Here is a 16,898-nt window from a genome sequence, read left to right as displayed (position 1 = left end):
CGCGGGCGTCCCCGCGGCGTCTCTCCACCTCCCCCTGGACCCGCTTATTCCGCGGCGATCTCCCCGGTGGCGATCTGCTCGGCCTCGATGCTTTCGAAGAGCGCCTTGAAGTTGCCCTCGCCGAAACCGTCGTCGCCCTTGCGCTGGATGAACTCGAAGAAGATCGGCCCGATCACCGTTTTCGAGAAGATCTGCAGCAGGATCCGCGTCTCGCCGCCGTCGACCACGCCTTCGCCGTCGATCAGGATGCCGTGCTTCTTCATCCGCTCGATCGGCTCCTCGTGGCCCTGCACGCGCTCCTTCGACAGCTCGTAATAGGCATCCGGCGGGCCGGGCATGAAGGTGATGCCCTTCTCGGAAATCGCATCCGTCGCGTCATATATGTCGTCAGTGCCCACCGCGATATGCTGGATCCCCTCGCCCTTGTATTTCTTGAGATAGGAGACGATCTGCCCGGTCTCGCCGCGGTCCTCGTTGATCGGGATGCGGATCCGCCCGCAGGGCGAGGTCAGCGCCCGCGAGAACAGGCCGGTATACTTGCCCTCGATGTCGAAGAAGCGGATCTGGCGGAAATTGAACAGGTTGCCGTAGAAATCGAACCACTTGTCCATGTTGCCCTTGAAGACATTGTGGGTCAGGTGGTCGAGATAGAAGAAGCCCACGCCGCGCGGCTTCGACTGGGCCAGCCACTCGAATTCGGCGTTATAGGGCGAGGTCTCGTAATACTGGTCGATGAAATAGATCAGCGACCCGCCGATGCCCTTGATCGCCGGCACGTCCATCGTCTTGCCCGGCCCCTCGAAGGGCTCGGCGCCTTTCGAGACCGCATGCGCGAAGGCATGCTGCGCATCGACCACGCGCCAGCCCATCGAGGGGGCGCAGGGGCCGTGTTCCTCGACAAACTTAGCGGCATAGCTCTCCGGGTCGGCGTTCAGCACATAGGTGATGTCGCCCTGCTGCCAGAGCTCGACATCCTTGCGCTTGTGCCGCGCAACCAGCTGATAGCCCATCTTCGCGAAGAGATCGCGCAGCGCCTGCGGCTCGGGATGGGCGAATTCGACGAATTCGAAACCGTCGGTGCCGGCGGGGTTTTCCTCGGAAATGACGGCTTTCGGCGCTTGGTGCGGGAACGGGCCCATGACGGCGTCTCCTCTGCTCTGATCTGTTCGCCCCATCATAATAGCGCAGATCCCATGCAGGTTTTGCGCGAAGTTGCGCCCCTTTTGCCTTCGACATGCGCGATTTTCACGTTATCCTTATATGGAACGCAAAAAGGCCGCACATGCTCGACTCGACCGACACCCGCCTGCTTGCCGCGCTGCAGGCCAATGCCCACCTGACGGCGCAGGAGCTGGGCGAGATGCTGAACCTCTCGCCCAGCCAGGCCGGCCGCCGCCGCCAGCGGCTCGAGACCGAGGGCTATATCACCGGCTATGCCGCCCGGCTCGACCCGGCGCGGCTCGGCCTCGCGGTGCAGGGCTTCGTGCAGGTGCAGCTCGCCACCCACGGCCCCGAGCAGTCGAAGGCCTTCGCCCGCCTGGTGCGGTCCCGCCCCGAGATCACCAGCGCCTGGACCATGACCGGCGAGGCGGATTATCTCCTGCGGGTCTATTGCACTAACCTCGGCGCTCTGAACACATTGATCCACGACGTCCTGCTGTCGCATCCCTCGGTCGCCCGCGTGCAAAGCCAGATCGTGATGGACCAGCTCAAGCAGGACGCCCCGCTGCCGACCTGACCCGACAGGAGTCCGCCGACCGATGGAAAGTTTCCTCTACCAGGCCTGCATCTACCTGGCCGCCGCGGTGATCGCCGTGCCCATCGCCGCGCGCCTCGGGCTGGGCAGCGTGCTGGGCTACCTCGCGGCCGGCGTCATCGTCGGCCCGGTGCTCGGGCTAGTGGGCGCCGAGACGGCCGAACTGCAGCATTTCGCCGAATTCGGCGTGGTGATGATGCTCTTCCTGATCGGGCTCGAACTCGAACCCCGCACGCTCTGGGACATGCGCCACCGGCTGGTCGGCCTCGGTGGGCTGCAGGTGGTGCTCTCGACGCTGGTGCTGATGGCGGCGGCGATGGCCGCCGGCCAGCCCTGGAGCGTGGCGCTCGCGGTGGGCCTGACGCTCTCGCTCTCCTCCACCGCCATCGTGCTGCAGACGCTTTCGGAGAAGGGGCTGATGCAGACCGGCGGCGGCCGTTCGGCCTTCTCGGTGCTGCTGACCCAGGATATCGCGGTGATCCCGATCCTGGCCTTCCTGCCGCTGCTGGCCGCGCCGGTCTACGGCAAGATCAACGAGGACGGCTCGATCTCGCTCGCCGTCAACGACGCCGGGAAAGGCGGCCACGCGGCCGCGCATCTGCTCCAGGGCCTGCCGGGCTGGGGCGTCACCCTGGTCACCATCGCGGTGATCGCCTCCATCATACTGGCCGGGGTCTTCCTGACCCGCCCGGTGTTCCGCTTCATCCATGCCGCCCGCCTGCGCGAGATGTATACCGCGCTGGCCCTGCTCATCGTGGTGGGCATCTCCTTCCTGATGACGCTGGTGGGCCTCTCCCCGGCGCTCGGCGCCTTCCTCGCCGGCGTGGTGCTTGCCAACAGCGAGTTCCGCCACGAGCTGGAAAGCGACCTCGAACCCTTCAAGGGCCTGCTGCTCGGCCTGTTCTTCATCACCGTCGGCGCCGGCATCAACTTCCACGCCTTCTTCGCCGCGCCCGACGACATGATCGGCCTCGCGCTGCTGGTGATCCTCATCAAGAGCGCCGTGCTCTTCCTGCTGGCTCGCCTGTTCAACCTGCACGGCCGCGACCGGGCGCTGTTCACCCTGTCGCTGGCGCAGGCGGGCGAATTCGGCTTCGTTCTGCTGGCCTTCTCGGAAAAGCTCTACATCATCCCCTCGGCGGTCTCCGAGAAGCTGCTGCTGGTGATCGCCCTCTCGATGATGATCACCCCGCTGCTCTTCATCCTCTACGACCAGATCTCGCGCCGCCTCGGCGACCGCGCCGACCCCTTCGAGCCCGACGAGATCGACGAGGAAGGCCCGGTCATCATCGCCGGCGTCGGCCGCTTCGGGCAGGTGGTGAACCGGCTGGTGCAGGCCAGCGGCTTTCGCACCGTGGTGCTCGACAAGGACATGCAGACGATCCAGCTGATGCGCAAATTCGGCTTCAAGGGCTTCCTCGGCGACCCCTCGCGCCCCGAGCTGCTCAAGGCCGCCGGGCTGATGAAGGCCCGCATCCTGGTGGTGGCGATGGACGACAAGGACAAGGCGACCCAGCTGGTGGCCTATGCCCGGCGCGAAAGGCCCGACCTGCATATCATCGCCCGCGCCTATGACCGCTTTCACGTCTTCCAGCTCTACCGCGCCGGCGCCGACGACATCGTGCGCGAGATGTTCGACTCCGCCCTGCGCGCCGGCCGCTACGTGCTCGAGAACATCGGCCTGTCGGAATACGAGGCCGCCGAGGCGCAGCAGACCTTCTACCACCACGACCGCGCCGCGGTGAAGGAACTGGCCCAACTCTGGGATCCGACGCAGCCGATCTCCGAGAACGCCGCCTATATCGCCCGCACCCGCGAGCTGCAGAAGGATCTCGAAACCGCGCTGCTCGCCCGCTTCACCGAAGGCGAGCGTAAGAAGAAATCCGCCTGACGCCGGCGCCGCCGACCGGCTCGGGCGCACCCTGCCCCAGGCTTCTCTTCTTCAAAAATACTCCAAAGCGACACCGGCCAGGCGCGCGGAGCACCGTATATCGCCTCCCCGGCCCACGCGCGGTAGGGCGGGGTTTACCCCGCCGCCCCTAGAGGCCCTTGGCGCGATAGCTTGCCGCCACCCGGCTGATCGAGATCAGGTAGGCGGCGGTGCGCAGATCCTTCACGTCGTCGCGGCCGTGCCAGACGTCGCGCATCGACTGGTAGGCGGTGCGCATGGTGTCGTCGAGGCCCGAGCGGACCAGTTCCAGCTCGCCCGCGCCGCGCAGGTATTTCTCCTTGAAGCCGGGGCTCAGCGTCCAGCCGAGGCCGCGGTCGGCGCTGAGGCGTTCGAGTTCTTCGACGATCAGCTGGTGGCGCGATTCCTCCTGGCGGCGGCCCATGCGGCCGAAGCGGATGTGGCTCAGGTTCTTGACCCATTCGAAGTAGGAGACCGTCACCCCGCCGGCATTGGCATACATGTCGGGGATGATGACCACGCCCTTGTCGCGCAGGATCTCGTCGGCGCCGGCGGTCACCGGGCCGTTGGCCGCCTCGATGATGAGCGGCGCCTTGATGCGGGCGGCGTTGCCGAGGTTGATGACCCCTTCCATCGCCGCCGGGATCAGGATGTCGCAGTCCTCCTCCAGCACCGCCGCGCCCTCGGCGGTATGGGTGGCGTCCGGATAGCCGGTGACGCCGCCGTGGCTGGTCAGCCAGTGGCGCACCGCCTCGACGTCCAGCCCCTTGGGATTGAACAGCGCGCCATCGCGCTCGATGATCCCGGTGATCAGCGCGCCATCCTCCTCGGAGAGGAACTTGGCGGCGTGGTAGCCGACGTTGCCGAGGCCCTGCACGATCACCCGCTTGCCCTCGAGGTCGCCGGACAGCCCGGCCTTCTGCACCCCGATCTGGTCGCGGAAGAACTCGCGCAGGGCGTATTGCACGCCGCGCCCCGTCGCCTCGGTGCGGCCCTGGATGCCGCCGGCGTTGATCGGCTTGCCTGTGACGCAGGCATTGCCGTTGATGTCGGTGGTCTGCATCCGCTTGTACTGGTCGGCGATCCAGGCCATCTCGCGCTCGCCCGTGCCCATGTCGGGGGCCGGCACGTTCTGGCTGGGGTTGATGAGGTCGCGCTTGATGAGCTCGTAGGCGAAGCGGCGGGTGATCTGTTCCAGTTCGTGCTCGTCATACTGGCGCGGGTCGATCCGCAGACCGCCCTTCGAGCCGCCGAAGGGCGCCTCGACCAGGGCGCATTTGTAGGTCATCAGCGCCGCCAGCGCCTCGACCTCGTCCTGGTTCACGCCCATGGCATAGCGGATGCCGCCCTTGACCGGCTCCATGTGTTCCGAGTGCACCGAGCGGTAGCCGGTGAAGGTGTGGATCTGGCCGCGCAGCCGCACCCCGAAGCGCACCGTATAGGTCGAGTTGCAGACGCGGATCTTCTCCTCGAGCCCTGGCGACAGGTCCAGCAGCGCCACCGCGCGGTTGAACATCAGATCCACGCTTTCGCGGAAACTCGGTTCCTTGATCGTCGCCATTACCGTCCCTCCCGGTTGCACCGCACGAGTCGCGCGCGGCCGACTGTTGTCCCGACTGTATGGCGAGGAGATGACGGAAAGCCACGCCAAACGGCAAATTTCTCCGCCGCGCCGCGGCAATCCCCCCTTGCGGCCAAGTCGTGCCCCGTACGATTCTCCGCTTTGTTCAAAGCCGCGCAACAACCCGCGGGAATCCGTGAAACCGTGGCGGGTACGGGCGGGAATAGGCCCGCTTCCGGCGGCTTTCCGCCCAAATTACGACATGTTTTTCGCCCAGAACGATGGGGATGAATTGTTGGTCGACCGCTGCCGGACTCCCGGCGGCAGAGAGGTTAGTCATGCGTGTGCAACAAGGAAAGAAAGCGACTCGTTCCTTCGGTTTGGCACTTGAATCCGGCAGGTTCGACAAGGGCGCACTGCGCCGCTTCGGAAAGGACGAAGACGGATCTCTCCTGATCTTCGGCGTCTACATCTTCGTGCTCATCCTGATGATCGGCGGTATCGGCATCGACCTGATGCGCTTCGAGCGCGACCGGGCCGAGCTGCAATATACCCTCGACCGCGCCGTTCTGGCCGCGGCCGACATGGAACAGCAGCTCGATCCCCAGGCGGTGGTCCAGGACTACTTCGACAAGGCCGACCTCGGCGGTTATCTCGGCGGTGTCGCCGTCACCGAGGGCACCGGCTTCCGCCGCGTCTCGGCCAATGCGGAATCGAACGTCCTCACCCAGTTCATGCACATGACCGGCGTCGACACGCTCAGGGCTCCGGCCATCGGGACCGCCGAGGAGAGTATCGACAACCTCGAGATCTCCATGGTGCTCGACATCTCCGGTTCGATGAACACCGGCACGCGCCTCGAGGATCTCAAGGTCGCCACGCACAACTTCATCAACTCGGTCTTCTCGAACGGCAACAGCGACGAGATCTCGATGTCGATCGTGCCCTTCGCCACCCAGGTCAACGTCGGCAAGTCGCTGCTCGACAAATACACCACGACGCAAGAGCACCAGTATTCGCATTGCGTCGATTTCGTCGCCGACGAGTTCAAGAAGACCGACCTGTCGCGCGTGGTCGAGATGGACCGCACCGCGCATTTCGACCCCTTCACCTCGACAACGAACCCGATCGAGATCCCGGTCTGCCCGGTGCGCAGCAACTCGGCCATCGTGCCGCTGAGCAACAAGCCCGCCGATCTGCACGCCTATGTCGACGACATGACGGCGCAGGGCAATACCTCGATCGACATCGGCATGAAGTGGGGCACCGTGCTGCTCGACCCGAGCACCCGCAGCGTGGTCAGCGACCTGATCGCCGACGGGATCGTGGACCCCGCCTTCGAGGGCCGGCCGAACGATTACAACAGCGGCCGGATCCTGAAGGTGATCGTGCTGATGTCGGATGGCGAGAACACCAACCAGTACATGCTGAACCCCTCGCTGCGCGAGGGCATCTCGGACGTGTGGTACAACGCCGAAGCCAACAAATACACGGTCTACAAGTCGAACGGGAACCCGAACTACTGGTGGCCGCATATCCGCGCCTTCAAGGACCACCCCTACGGCAACGAACTGCCCGGCCAACCGGCCGAAACCGGCACCGCGGTGCGCCTGACCTATCCGGAACTGTTCAACCGCGTGTCGCTGCTGTGGAACGTCTACAACAACTACACCTACAACGGGAACAGCTACGGCGATTGGTACCAGGCGGCCTTCAGCTTCCTCAACGGCACCGCCAAGGACCAGTTCACCAAGCAGATGTGCGGCGCCGCCAAGGATGAGGGCATCATCATCTTCGCGGTCTCGCTCGAAGCGCCCAAGCGCGGCGTGCGCGTCCTCAAGGATTGCGCAAGCTCCGACGCCCACTTCTTCGACGTGGAAAGCAACGAGATCAACGATGCGTTCAACGCGATCGCCACGTCGATCCGCAAACTGAGGCTGACCCAATGATCCGCGAATTCGCCAGTTCTCTGCGCCGGTTCCGCAAGTCGGAAAGCGGTCACGCCACCATCGAGTTCGTCATGGTCTTTCCGGCGATGCTCTTCCTCCTGCTCTCCGGGGTCGAACTCGGCATGATCTCGCTGCAGCACGCGATGCTGGAGCGCGCGATGGACATCACCGTGCGCGACATCCGCCTCGGCACGGGCAACGTGCCGCAGCATGACGATATCAAGGACCTGCTCTGCAAGCGGGCCGGCTTCATCAGCAACTGCAGCGACAACATGCTGCTCGAGATGGTGGTGATGGACCCGCGCGACTGGACCGGCATCTCGGGCACCGCCAGCTGCACCGACAAGGCCGAAGAAGTCATCCCCAAGGTCGAATTCCGCAATGACGCCAGCGAGAACGAACTGATGGTTCTGCGCGCCTGCGCCAAGATCGACCCGATCTTCCCGACCACCGGCCTTGGCAAGGGGCTGGTCAAGGATGGTGCCGGCCAGTTCGCCCTGGTCTCCACTTCCGTCTTCGTTCAGGAACCGAGGTAAGCCATGCTGTTGACTTCGTTCAAAAACCGCCTGCGCGCCTTTCGCGACGACACGTCGGGCAACGTCACCGTCGAATTCGTCCTGGCGATGCCCATCCTCTTCTGGGCCTTCATGGCAAGCTATGTCTTCTTCGACGGCTACCGGCAGAGCGCGGTGAACCTCAAGGCCGCCTACACGGTCAGCGACCTCATCTCGCGCGAGACCGAGGCGATCAACGACAATTACATCGACAGCATGTTGCGGCTGATGGAACTGATGACCCGGACGCCCTCGGACGTCGACCTGCGGGTCTCGGTGATCCGCTGGGACGAGGACGAGAGCCGCTACTACCTCGACTGGTCGGCCAATCGCGGCTTCCCGGCGGCGCTGACCAATTCCAACATCTCGGATATCGAGGCCCGCCTGCCGGTGATGCCCGACAACGAGCGGGTGATCCTGGTCGAGACCAACAACGTCTTCGTGCCGCTGTTCAACGTCGGCCTCGACGACATCAACCTGGCCAACTTCGTCTTCACCCGTCCGCGCTTCGTGTCGCAGGTGGTCTGGGAGGGCGACCCTCCGGGCGAAGAGACCTATCCCGACAACGACACCTGAGCCGAAGCATAAGGCTGACAAGGACAGGGGCGCGGATCTATTCCGCGCCCTTCTCGTTTCGTTCGAGCAGCAGGGCCGAGAGGATGTCGCTCACCAGCTTGGCCTGGTGTCCCGGCACCACGCCGCCAACGCCGACCCGGCGGCCGACGCGCCACCAGAGGCCGGGCCGCCAGGCCCGCCCGGCGGGGGTGTTGGTGGTCACGAGGAACCCGTTCGAGGGTTTGAAGGCCATGGCGCCACGCTCGATCGAGCGGATGTCCTCGACGCGGGCCAGCACCATGCCGGCGCTGTCGCGCAAAACCTCGCGGGTCAGTTCGATGCGCAGCTGCGTCGCCGCATACATCCGCGCCGCCGCCCAGAGCGACAGCAGGCCGATGCCGATGAGGAAGACTTGCCAGACCGGTTCCGGCGGCTTGGCCAGGGCCACGTAGATGGTCACGCCGCCAAGGCCGGCCAGCATGGCCAGCCCGATCCAGCGCCGGATCACCGAGGCCTCGATCACCGCCAGAATTTCATCGTCCATTCCCGCCCTCCCCGCGCGCGTTTTGTTGCGCTTAGCGGAAATGGCGGGAGAGGAACAGCCCGCTGATCATGCGGAAGATGGCATGCGGACTCATGGGCTACCCGGCCGCACAAGTGGTGTCCCGGAAAGTCACTCTAAAAATTAATAACGATTTCAATATCTTGAAAAGCGTCCTGGCTGGGACGCTCCGAAACGGGCCTCAGAAGAAGCTCTGCGGGTCGATATCGACGGCCAGCCGCAGGTCGCCTTTCAGCCGGAACGGCGCGATCCAGCGGGCCAGCGCGTCCTGCAGCGGCGCGCCCTTCGGCGCCTTCACCAGCAGCCGCACCCGGTGCCGCCCCCTGACCCGCGCGATCGGCGCCGGAGCGGGGCCGAAGACCTGCGCCCCGATCTGCCGCAGCGGCCCGTCGGCGCGGGCCAGCGCATTGCCCAGGTCGAAGACCTGCGCCACGTCCGAGCCCGACAGGATGATCCCCGCCATCCGGCCGTAGGGAGGCACCCCCGCCTGCTCGCGCTCGCGCGCCTCGGCCCGCCAGAAGGCCTCCTCGTCGCCGCCCAGGATCGCCCGGATCACCGGGTGCTCGGGCTGGAAGCTTTGCAGCAACGCCTCGCCCGATCGCTCCGACCGCCCCGCCCGGCCCGCCACCTGCCGCATCAGCTGGAAGGTCCGCTCGGCCGCGCGCAGGTCCGATCCCTGCAGCCCGAGGTCGGCGTCGATCACCCCCACCAGCGTCAGCAGCGGGAAGTTGTGCCCCTTGGCCACCAGCTGGGTGCCGATCACGATATCCGCGCCGCCCGCCGCGATCTCCTCGATGCTCGCCTTCAGCGCCCGCGCCGAGCCAAAGAGATCGGAGGACAGCACCGAAATCCGCGCATCTGGGAAGACAGCCGCCGCCTCCTCGGCCAGCCGCTCGACCCCCGGCCCCACCGGCGCCAGCTTCCCCTCGACGCCGCAGGAGGGGCAGGCCTCGGGTATCGGCTTGGTCTCGCCGCACTGGTGGCACATGAGCCGCTTGAGGAAGCGGTGCTCGACCATCCGGGCGTCGCAATGGTCGCAGCCGATCTGCTGGCCGCAGGCCCGGCAGAGCGTCACCGGCGCATAGCCGCGGCGATTGAGGAAGAGCAGCGACTGCTCGCCCTTCTCGAGCCGCGTCTGAACCGCGCGCCGCAGCGTCGGTGACACCCACCGGCCCGCCTCCAGCTGCTCGGCCCGCATGTCGATGGCCCGCATCGTCGGCAGCACCGCCGCCCCGAAGCGCGAGGTCAGGTCCAGGCGGCTATACTTGCCCGCCTCGGCATTGGCCCAGGTCTCGAGCGAGGGCGTGGCCGAGGCCAGCACCACCTGCGCGCCCAGGATCGAGGCGCGCAGCACCGCCATGTCGCGGGCATTGTAGAGCACCCCGTCCTCCTGCTTGTAGGAGGTGTCGTGTTCCTCGTCGACGACGATCAGGCCGAGGTCGCGGAACGGCAGGAACAGGGCCGAGCGCGCACCGACCACCAGCTGCGCGCCACCCTCGCCCACCATCCGCCAGGTGCGGCGGCGTTCGGTCATGGTGACGCCCGAGTGCCATTCCGCCGCCCGCGCGCCGAAGCGCGCCTCGACGCGGGTGGTGAATTCGGCGGTCAGCGCGATCTCGGGCAGCAGCACCAGCGCCTGCCGGCCGGTCCGCAGCGCCTCGGCCACGGCTTCGAGATAAACCTCGGTCTTGCCCGAGCCGGTGACGCCCTTGAGCAGCGTGGTGCCGTAGCAGCCGGCCCGCACGCCGGCCTGAAGAACGCCGGCCGCGGCGCGCTGGTCGTCGGTCAGCTCCTTCCCCGGCAGGTCGGGGTCGAGCCGGGGAAAGGGCGTGTCGCGCGGGCTGTCCTCTTCGGCCACCGCGCCCTGCGTCACCAGGCCCTTGACCACCGAGGGCGTCACCCCCGCCATCTCGGCCAGTTCGGAGAGGGTGAAGGCCAGCCCGCCATACTCGCGCAGCACTTCCAGCACCCGGCCCCGCGCCTCGGTCAGGCGGTCGGGAGCGCGCGCGCCCAGCCGGTAGACCTTGCGCATCGAGGGCGGGTCGCCCAGCCCCGGCGCGCGGGTGGCCAGGCGCAGCATGGCGGTCATCGGGGTCAGCGTGTAATCGGCGGCGCGGCGCAGGAAGAGGCGCATCTCCTCGCGCATCGGCGCCGCATCCAGCACGCGGCTGACGCTGCGCACCTTGGCGATGTCCCAGTCGCCCCGGCCCGGCCCCCAGACCACGCCCAGCACCCGGCGGGGGCCCAGCGGGACCTCGACGAAGGCGCCCAGGAAGCAGCCGCCCTCGGGCGCGCGGTAATCGAGCACGCGGTCGAGCGGCTGGGTGGTCAGCACGCCGACCAGCTCGCCTTCGCCGAAATACTCGCGTTCCGTCATCGCGCCCGCTCCCGATCGGGGCTTTTCGCCCGTCGGGTCATCAGGTAAAGCCAAGCCGACCCGAGGCCAACCCATCAGAGGAAGCTGCCATGAAATTCTTCGTAGACACCGCCGAGATCGACGCGATCGCCGAACTTCACGCGCTGGGGATGGTCGATGGCGTGACCACCAACCCCTCGCTCATCATGAAGTCGGGCCGCGACATCAAGGAAGTCACCGCCGAGATCTGCAAGATGATCGACGGGCCGGTCTCGGCCGAGACCGTGGCGCTGGACGCCGAGGGGATGATCGCCGAGGGCCGCGAGCTGGCCAAGATCGCCGACAACATCGCCGTCAAGGTGCCGCTGACCTGGGATGGCCTCAAGGCCTGCAAGGTGCTGAGCGGCGAGGGCCGGATGGTCAACGTGACGCTCTGCTTCTCGGCCAACCAGGCGCTGCTGGCGGCCAAGGCGGGCGCGACCTTCATCTCGCCCTTCATCGGCCGGCTCGACGACATCAACCTCGACGGGATGCAGCTGATCGAGGACATCCGCACGATCTATGACAACTACGATTTCAGCACCGAGATCCTCGCCGCCTCGATCCGCACGGTGAATCACATCACCGACGCCGCCCGGATCGGCGCCGATGTCATCACCGCTCCGCCCTCGGTCATCAAGGCGCTGGCCAGCCACCCGCTGACCGACAAGGGCCTCGAGACCTTCCTCAAGGACTGGGCGAAGACCGGTCAGAAGATCCTCTGACGCGGCGCCCGGCGGCCGCCGGTGCTGGTGAGTATTTGAAAAGAGAAGAAGCGGGGGGCGCGTGCCAATGGGTTGGCGGGCGCCCTTTTTCCGTCGTGGCGGCGCGGCCCGGCCATGAGCGAAAAATCCCGCCAGGCCGAATTTTCCGGCAGCATTCGCGCGAAGCCGTGTTATAGACCTCGCCAACAAGAAGAAGAGACGGGCAAGAGCGGACAGGCATGAGCGGCAGCGCGAAACTCGAAGAGGCGGTAAGGTCGGAGATCCTGGCCAAGCCCTACGCGATTCTTGACGATCAGGACGTGATGCACGCGCTGATCGAGGCCAATGCCAAGGCGATGGGCAACAATGTCGTCGACCTGCGCGGCATCGTGATGGAGCGGCTGGAAACGCGGCTCGACCGGCTGGAAGACACCCACCGTTCGGTCATCGCGGCGGCCTACGAGAACCTCGCCGGGACCAACCAGGTGCATCGCGCCATCCTGAAGATGCTGGAACCCACGGGCTTCGAAGCCTTCCTGCGCGGGCTGGGCGGCGATGTCGCCGAGATCCTGCAGGTCGACCGGATCACCCTGGTGCTGGAGACCGTGCAGAACGACGACGACCCGGTGGTCGACCGTCTCGATTCGGTGCTGGCCCTGGCCGAGCCGGGCTTTGTCGATACCTACCTCAGCCACGGCCGGGGCGGCCCGGCGCGGCCGGTGGTGCTGCGCCAGGTGCATGACGCCTCGCCGCTGGTCTATGGCGAGGCGGCGGACTGGGTGCGCTCGGAGGCCTGCCTCAAGCTCGACTTCGGCAAGGGGCGTCTGCCCGGAATGCTGGCCATGGCCGCCGAGGATCCGCACCAGTTCTCGCCCACCCAGGGCACCGAGCTGCTGGCCTTCTTCGCCGGCGTTTTCGAGCGGACCATGCGGCACTGGCTGTCGTGACCCCGGTCTCGCCCGCGGCGAGCGACGCGCTGGCCCGCTGGCTGGAGACGCGGCGCGCGCTGGAGGGCACCGCCGAGAACACGATCGAGGCCTATCGCGGCGATGTCGCGGGCTTTCTCGGCTTCATGACACGGCACATGGGCGAACCGCAGGGGCTGGGCGCGCTGCGGCGCATCGGCGTGGCCGACATGCGGGCCTGGATGGCGGATGCCCGCGCCGAGGGGCTGACCGCGCGCTCGCTTGCACGCAAGCTCTCGGCGGTGAAGAGCTTCATGCGCTGGCTCGCCGAGCGCGAGGGCATCGAGGTGACGGCGGTGCTCTCGGCCCGCGCGCCGCGGTTTACCAACAAGCTGCCCCGCCCGCTGGCCGAGGATGCCGCGCGGGCGATGATCGACCATGTCGAGCTGCAATCGGAAACGCCCTGGGTCGCCGCGCGCGATGCCGCCGTGGTGACGTTGCTCTATGGCTGCGGGCTGCGGATCTCGGAGGCGCTGGGGCTGAAGGGGGCCGACAGCCCCCTGCCCGGCGTGCTGCGCATTCGCGGCAAGGGCGGCAAGGAGCGTCCGGTTCCGGTGATCGGGGCCGCGCGCGATGCGGTGGCCGAATATGTCCGCCTCTGCCCGCATGTGCTGACGCCTGACGGCCCGCTGTTCCTGGGCGTGCGCGGCGGGCCGCTGTCGCCGCGACTGATCCAGGGCGCGATGGCCAAGGCGCGGATGCAGCTCGGCCTGCCGGCCTCGGCCACGCCGCACGCGATGCGGCATTCCTTCGCCACCCACCTGCTGGCCGCCGGCGGCGACCTGCGGGCGATCCAGGAATTGCTGGGTCATGCCTCGCTCTCGACCACGCAGGCCTATACGGCGGTCGACACCGCCCGCCTGATGGAAGTCTACGAGAAGGCGCATCCGCGGGCCTGAGCCGGCCGGGGCGCCAATGCGCTTGACCCGCGCCGCATCTGCCCGCACCCTTCCAGCAGCCGCATTTTCCGGCTGTCCGGTTCGCGCCGGTCCCATATTTCATGCAAGGGATTCATCATGCCCCAGTCGAATGACCCGTTTGCCCCGGTCAAGGAGACCGTGGATAAGATCCACAAGTCGCTCAGCCGGATCGCCAAGACGCTGCCGAAGATCCTGAAGAACCTGACCGGCTTCCTGCGCAACCTCATCAAGGCGATCAAGCAGGGGCTGGCGCAATTCATCGCCACCGTCGGCAAGCATGTGGTCGACGGCTTCCTGAAGGTGGGTGACAACCTGCTGAAACAGGCCGAGCCGCTGCTGGCCGATCTGAAGCTGACCCTTGCCTCGCTCGACAAGGTGATTGCGCTGCTGGCCAAGGCGGCCAATCCGGCGGCGATCCTGGCCAGGCTCAAGGCCCTGTTCAAGAAGATCGCCGGGATGATCGCCGGGCTGCTGGCCAAGATCGTGGCCTTCATCGCCAGCCTGAACGTGATCGCCCCGGTCCTCGCCACCATCGAGTCGTTCCGCACCGTGCTGCAGCTGATGTTCAAGTGGATCGGCCAGGTGAGCGGGCTGCTGAGCGTGGTCAAGACCCTGCGCAGCCTGCTGAAGAAGGCGCTGAGCGCGGTCAAGTCGCACATCAAGGACACTGCCGAGGCCATCCGGAAGGTTGGCCAGATCGCCACAGCCTGAGCCCCGCCGGAGGCGGGCGCGCCGGGAAACCCTTTACATCCCCGGCCCGCTTCCGGCATGACTCTGAGCCATGACACCGCAATCCCGCGCCATCCTGGTTCATCTCTTCACGGCCACCGGCGCCGTCTTTGCCATGCTGGCCATGCTGGCCGCCGTCGAGGCCAAGTGGGACATGATGTTCCTCTGGCTGGTGGTCGCCTTCTTCGTCGACGGCATCGACGGGCCGCTGGCGCGCCGGTTCGAGGTCAAGGAATACGCGCCGCAGTTCGACGGCGTGCTGCTCGACCTCATCATCGACTATCTGACCTATGTCTTCATCCCCGCCTTTGCCCTGTTCAAGTCGGGGCTGATGGATGGCTGGACCGGCTGGGTGGCGATCATCGTCATCACCTTCGCCAGCGCCATGTATTTCTGCGACACCCGGATGAAGACGAAGGACAATTCCTTCTCGGGCTTCCCCGGCTGCTGGAACATGGTGGTGCTGGTGATCTTCGCGCTGGAGCCGAGCTTCTGGGTCAGCCTGGCGGTCGTCACGCTGCTGGCGGCGGCGATGTTCGTGCCGTTGAAGTTCGTCCACCCGGTGCGCACCGAGCGCTGGCGCGCGGTGACGCTGCCGATGGCGCTGGCCTGGACCTTCTTCGCCGGCTGGGCCGCCTGGGTCGATTTCCACCCGGAAAGCTGGGCGCACTGGGGGCTGCTGCTGACCAGCTTCTACCTGCTCTTCGCAGGCATCGTGCAGATGCTTATCCCCCAGCGGCACTGAGGTGCCGCCCGGCGCGAGGCCGGGCAGCCGGTGTCAGAACACCTCGTCGAGCCTTGTCTTGCGCCCGTTGAAGGTGAAGCTGTCGCCCTCGGCCAGGCCGTCGATGGCGGCGAAGATCGGGCTTTGGGTCGAGATGCCCATGTAGCTGCGCCCTTCGCAGTCGAAGGCCGATGTCGCCACCGCCACCACGAAATGCCGCTTGTTGAACGAGACCACGGCGCCGGGGCGGACGTGGTCGGCCAGCGCGAAGTCGAGCGCCTCGAGGGCGTCGATCTTGGCCTGATGCGTATGCACCGGTCCATCGAAGGCGGCGGCGAGATCGGCGCTCTCGCGGCTTTCGGCGATGTCCGAATTGTCATGCCCCTCGCGGTCGTCGAGCCGGGCCTCGCCGAGGAAGCGCTCGTAATGGGCGCGGGCCGTGGCCAGTTCGCCCTCTTCCAGATCCAGCATCCGGCTGCGGATCGCCGCCTTGAGGGCGGCGCGGTCTTTCTTGGCGCTCATCGGGTCTCCTTTTCCGTGGTATGGTGTTGCATGGAACCTAGGATCCGGCCGCCGGGGCGGCCTTGATCTGCGTCATATCAGAAGCCCCGCCGCGCCCTCGTGGCGCAGCAGCGCCACCTTGGTCTCGACCCCGCCGCGCGCCGAGAAGCCGCCGAGGCCATTGGCGCCGAGCACGCGGTGGCAGGGAATGACGATGGGCAGCGGGTTGCCGCCGCAGCCCTGCCCCACCGCCTGCGGCGTCGCGCCGAGGTCGCGGGCAAGGTCGCCATAGGTGCGGGTATGGCCGTAGGGGATCGCCAGCATCGCATCGCAGACCGCACGCTGGAAGGCGCTGGCCTCGACGCGCAGCGGCAGGTCGAAGGTTTCCAGCGCCCGCGCGAAATAGGCGGCGAGCTGGCGCTCGGCCTCGCGCAGCAGCGGGTCGTCGTCCTCGTGCCGGTCGTCGCTCCAGGTCAGCCCGGTCAGCGCGCCGGCATCGGCGGTGATGACCAGCGGGCCGAGGGGCGAGGAGATCGAGCGTTTCATCGTTGGGCCTCCCGCCCCCAGCATGGCACCGCGCCGCGCCTTATGCCAGCGCCGTGAAGGGCCGGAGGCGAGGGGGAACGCCGGATTGCCAAGGTTCCTGCACATTGCTGCCCGATTTCGCCGGCATCCTAGCGCGCGTTTAAGGCCCAATCCGGAATGCCGCGGCCGGATGTCCGCGCAAGAGGAGAAGACCGAATGCCGAAGACCATCGCCGCCGCGCTTGCCGTCCTTGCCTTCGCCCTTCCGGCCAGCGCCGACAACATGGGGAAATCCGGCCGCATCGCGAGCCTGCCGGTCAAGGTCGGCGGCTCGGAACTGCTGCCGCCGCCCGGCTACAAGGGCCGCTGGTGGACCGCGCCCAACCGCTGCGAATATTCCCGCACCGCGCAGGATGGCAGCACGGTCTGGTATCTCGTCATCAGCACCGCGCATCGCAAGTGCGACGCCTACCTGATCGAGAACGGGGTGACCGTCTCCTATTGAGACCGCGCGCTTCCGGCAGTCGGATCATGGGGGCGCTGCCCCCGCCGCGCCTGCGGCGCGACTCCCCCTGTCTATTCCGGCCTGT

At 66.8% G+C, this 16,898-nt stretch carries 17 protein-coding genes; 11 read left to right on the top strand and 6 right to left on the bottom strand.

Annotated elements, in window-relative coordinates:
- Positions 1–44: 44 nt before the first annotated feature.
- Positions 45–1,139, bottom strand: coding sequence for a 4-hydroxyphenylpyruvate dioxygenase (gene hppD, locus IE266_RS22135; RefSeq protein ID WP_189682316.1), 1,095 nt, complete (start codon positions 1,137–1,139; stop codon positions 45–47).
- A gap of 143 nt (positions 1,140–1,282) precedes the next feature.
- Here hppD and IE266_RS22130 point away from each other — a divergent pair, with 143 nt between their 5' ends.
- Together IE266_RS22130 and IE266_RS22125 are read left to right on the top strand one after the other, a co-directional pair.
- Positions 1,283–1,738: an Lrp/AsnC family transcriptional regulator gene (locus IE266_RS22130; protein ID WP_189682315.1), complete on the top strand. Its 456-nt coding sequence runs from the start codon at positions 1,283–1,285 to the stop codon at positions 1,736–1,738.
- 22 nt (positions 1,739–1,760) lie between these two features.
- Entirely contained in the window at positions 1,761–3,647 is a 1,887-nt protein-coding gene (locus IE266_RS22125; RefSeq protein ID WP_189682314.1) for a cation:proton antiporter domain-containing protein, read from the top strand.
- A 148-nt stretch (positions 3,648–3,795) separates the two neighbouring features.
- Here IE266_RS22125 and IE266_RS22120 read toward each other — a convergent pair whose 3' ends face one another.
- The gene (locus IE266_RS22120; RefSeq protein WP_189682313.1) at positions 3,796–5,226 is read right to left on the bottom strand and encodes a Glu/Leu/Phe/Val family dehydrogenase; all 1,431 of its coding nucleotides are present in this window, start codon (positions 5,224–5,226) and stop codon (positions 3,796–3,798) included.
- Between the two features lie 338 nt (positions 5,227–5,564).
- Between IE266_RS22120 and IE266_RS22115 the strand changes: the two genes are divergently transcribed.
- Genes IE266_RS22115 through IE266_RS22105 form a run of 3 tightly spaced genes read left to right on the top strand, consistent with a single transcriptional unit; the run spans position 5,565 to position 8,305 of the window.
- Positions 5,565–7,175: a TadE/TadG family type IV pilus assembly protein gene (locus IE266_RS22115; RefSeq protein WP_189682312.1), complete on the top strand. Its 1,611-nt coding sequence runs from the start codon at positions 5,565–5,567 to the stop codon at positions 7,173–7,175.
- Positions 7,172–7,711 (top strand): TadE/TadG family type IV pilus assembly protein, encoded by a 540-nt coding sequence (locus tag IE266_RS22110; protein WP_189682311.1) that lies wholly within the window; start codon positions 7,172–7,174, stop codon positions 7,709–7,711. The genes IE266_RS22115 and IE266_RS22110 overlap by 4 nt, the downstream gene beginning before the upstream one ends.
- 3 nt (positions 7,712–7,714) lie before the next feature.
- Positions 7,715–8,305, top strand: coding sequence for a TadE/TadG family type IV pilus assembly protein (locus tag IE266_RS22105; protein WP_189682310.1), 591 nt, complete (start codon positions 7,715–7,717; stop codon positions 8,303–8,305).
- A gap of 37 nt (positions 8,306–8,342) precedes the next feature.
- Here IE266_RS22105 and IE266_RS22100 read toward each other — a convergent pair whose 3' ends face one another.
- The gene (locus tag IE266_RS22100) at positions 8,343–8,828 is read right to left on the bottom strand and encodes a hypothetical protein (RefSeq protein ID WP_189682309.1); all 486 of its coding nucleotides are present in this window, start codon (positions 8,826–8,828) and stop codon (positions 8,343–8,345) included.
- A 199-nt stretch (positions 8,829–9,027) separates the two neighbouring features.
- Positions 9,028–11,223, bottom strand: coding sequence for a primosomal protein N' (locus IE266_RS22095; RefSeq protein WP_189682308.1), 2,196 nt, complete (start codon positions 11,221–11,223; stop codon positions 9,028–9,030).
- An 89-nt stretch (positions 11,224–11,312) separates the two neighbouring features.
- Here IE266_RS22095 and fsa point away from each other — a divergent pair, with 89 nt between their 5' ends.
- From fsa to IE266_RS22070, 5 genes are all read left to right on the top strand, one after another.
- Positions 11,313–11,966 carry a fructose-6-phosphate aldolase gene (gene fsa, locus IE266_RS22090; RefSeq protein ID WP_189682307.1) on the top strand — a complete coding sequence of 218 codons (654 nt, stop codon included), beginning with the start codon at positions 11,313–11,315 and terminating at the stop codon, positions 11,964–11,966.
- A 218-nt stretch (positions 11,967–12,184) separates the two neighbouring features.
- Positions 12,185–12,892: a DUF484 family protein gene (locus IE266_RS22085; protein WP_189682306.1), complete on the top strand. Its 708-nt coding sequence runs from the start codon at positions 12,185–12,187 to the stop codon at positions 12,890–12,892.
- Positions 12,889–13,809 carry a tyrosine recombinase XerC gene (locus IE266_RS22080; protein ID WP_189682305.1) on the top strand — a complete coding sequence of 307 codons (921 nt, stop codon included), beginning with the start codon at positions 12,889–12,891 and terminating at the stop codon, positions 13,807–13,809. Before IE266_RS22085 ends, IE266_RS22080 begins: the two co-directional genes overlap by 4 nt.
- 117 nt (positions 13,810–13,926) lie before the next feature.
- Positions 13,927–14,541, top strand: coding sequence for a hypothetical protein (locus tag IE266_RS22075; protein WP_189682304.1), 615 nt, complete (start codon positions 13,927–13,929; stop codon positions 14,539–14,541).
- A 70-nt stretch (positions 14,542–14,611) separates the two neighbouring features.
- Complete coding sequence (locus IE266_RS22070; protein WP_189682303.1) at positions 14,612–15,304, top strand: CDP-alcohol phosphatidyltransferase family protein; 693 nt, start codon at positions 14,612–14,614, stop codon at positions 15,302–15,304.
- A gap of 33 nt (positions 15,305–15,337) precedes the next feature.
- On the opposite strand, the gene IE266_RS22065 is transcribed toward IE266_RS22070, so the two are convergent.
- Positions 15,338–15,805 carry a hypothetical protein gene (locus IE266_RS22065; protein WP_189682302.1) on the bottom strand — a complete coding sequence of 156 codons (468 nt, stop codon included), beginning with the start codon at positions 15,803–15,805 and terminating at the stop codon, positions 15,338–15,340.
- A gap of 72 nt (positions 15,806–15,877) precedes the next feature.
- Entirely contained in the window at positions 15,878–16,330 is a 453-nt protein-coding gene (locus tag IE266_RS22060) for a methylated-DNA--[protein]-cysteine S-methyltransferase (RefSeq protein ID WP_189682301.1), read from the bottom strand.
- Positions 16,331–16,525: 195 nt separating this feature from the next.
- On the opposite strand from IE266_RS22060, the gene IE266_RS22055 reads away from it, so the two are divergent.
- The gene (locus tag IE266_RS22055; RefSeq protein WP_189682300.1) at positions 16,526–16,813 is read left to right on the top strand and encodes a hypothetical protein; all 288 of its coding nucleotides are present in this window, start codon (positions 16,526–16,528) and stop codon (positions 16,811–16,813) included.
- Positions 16,814–16,898: the final 85 nt, after the last annotated feature.

The organism is Seohaeicola zhoushanensis, assembly GCF_014656415.1.
GTDB lineage: Bacteria > Pseudomonadota > Alphaproteobacteria > Rhodobacterales > Rhodobacteraceae > Seohaeicola_A > Seohaeicola_A zhoushanensis.
Note: the sequence above shows the minus strand (reverse complement) of the source record. Positions and strands in the feature narration are given on the sequence as shown.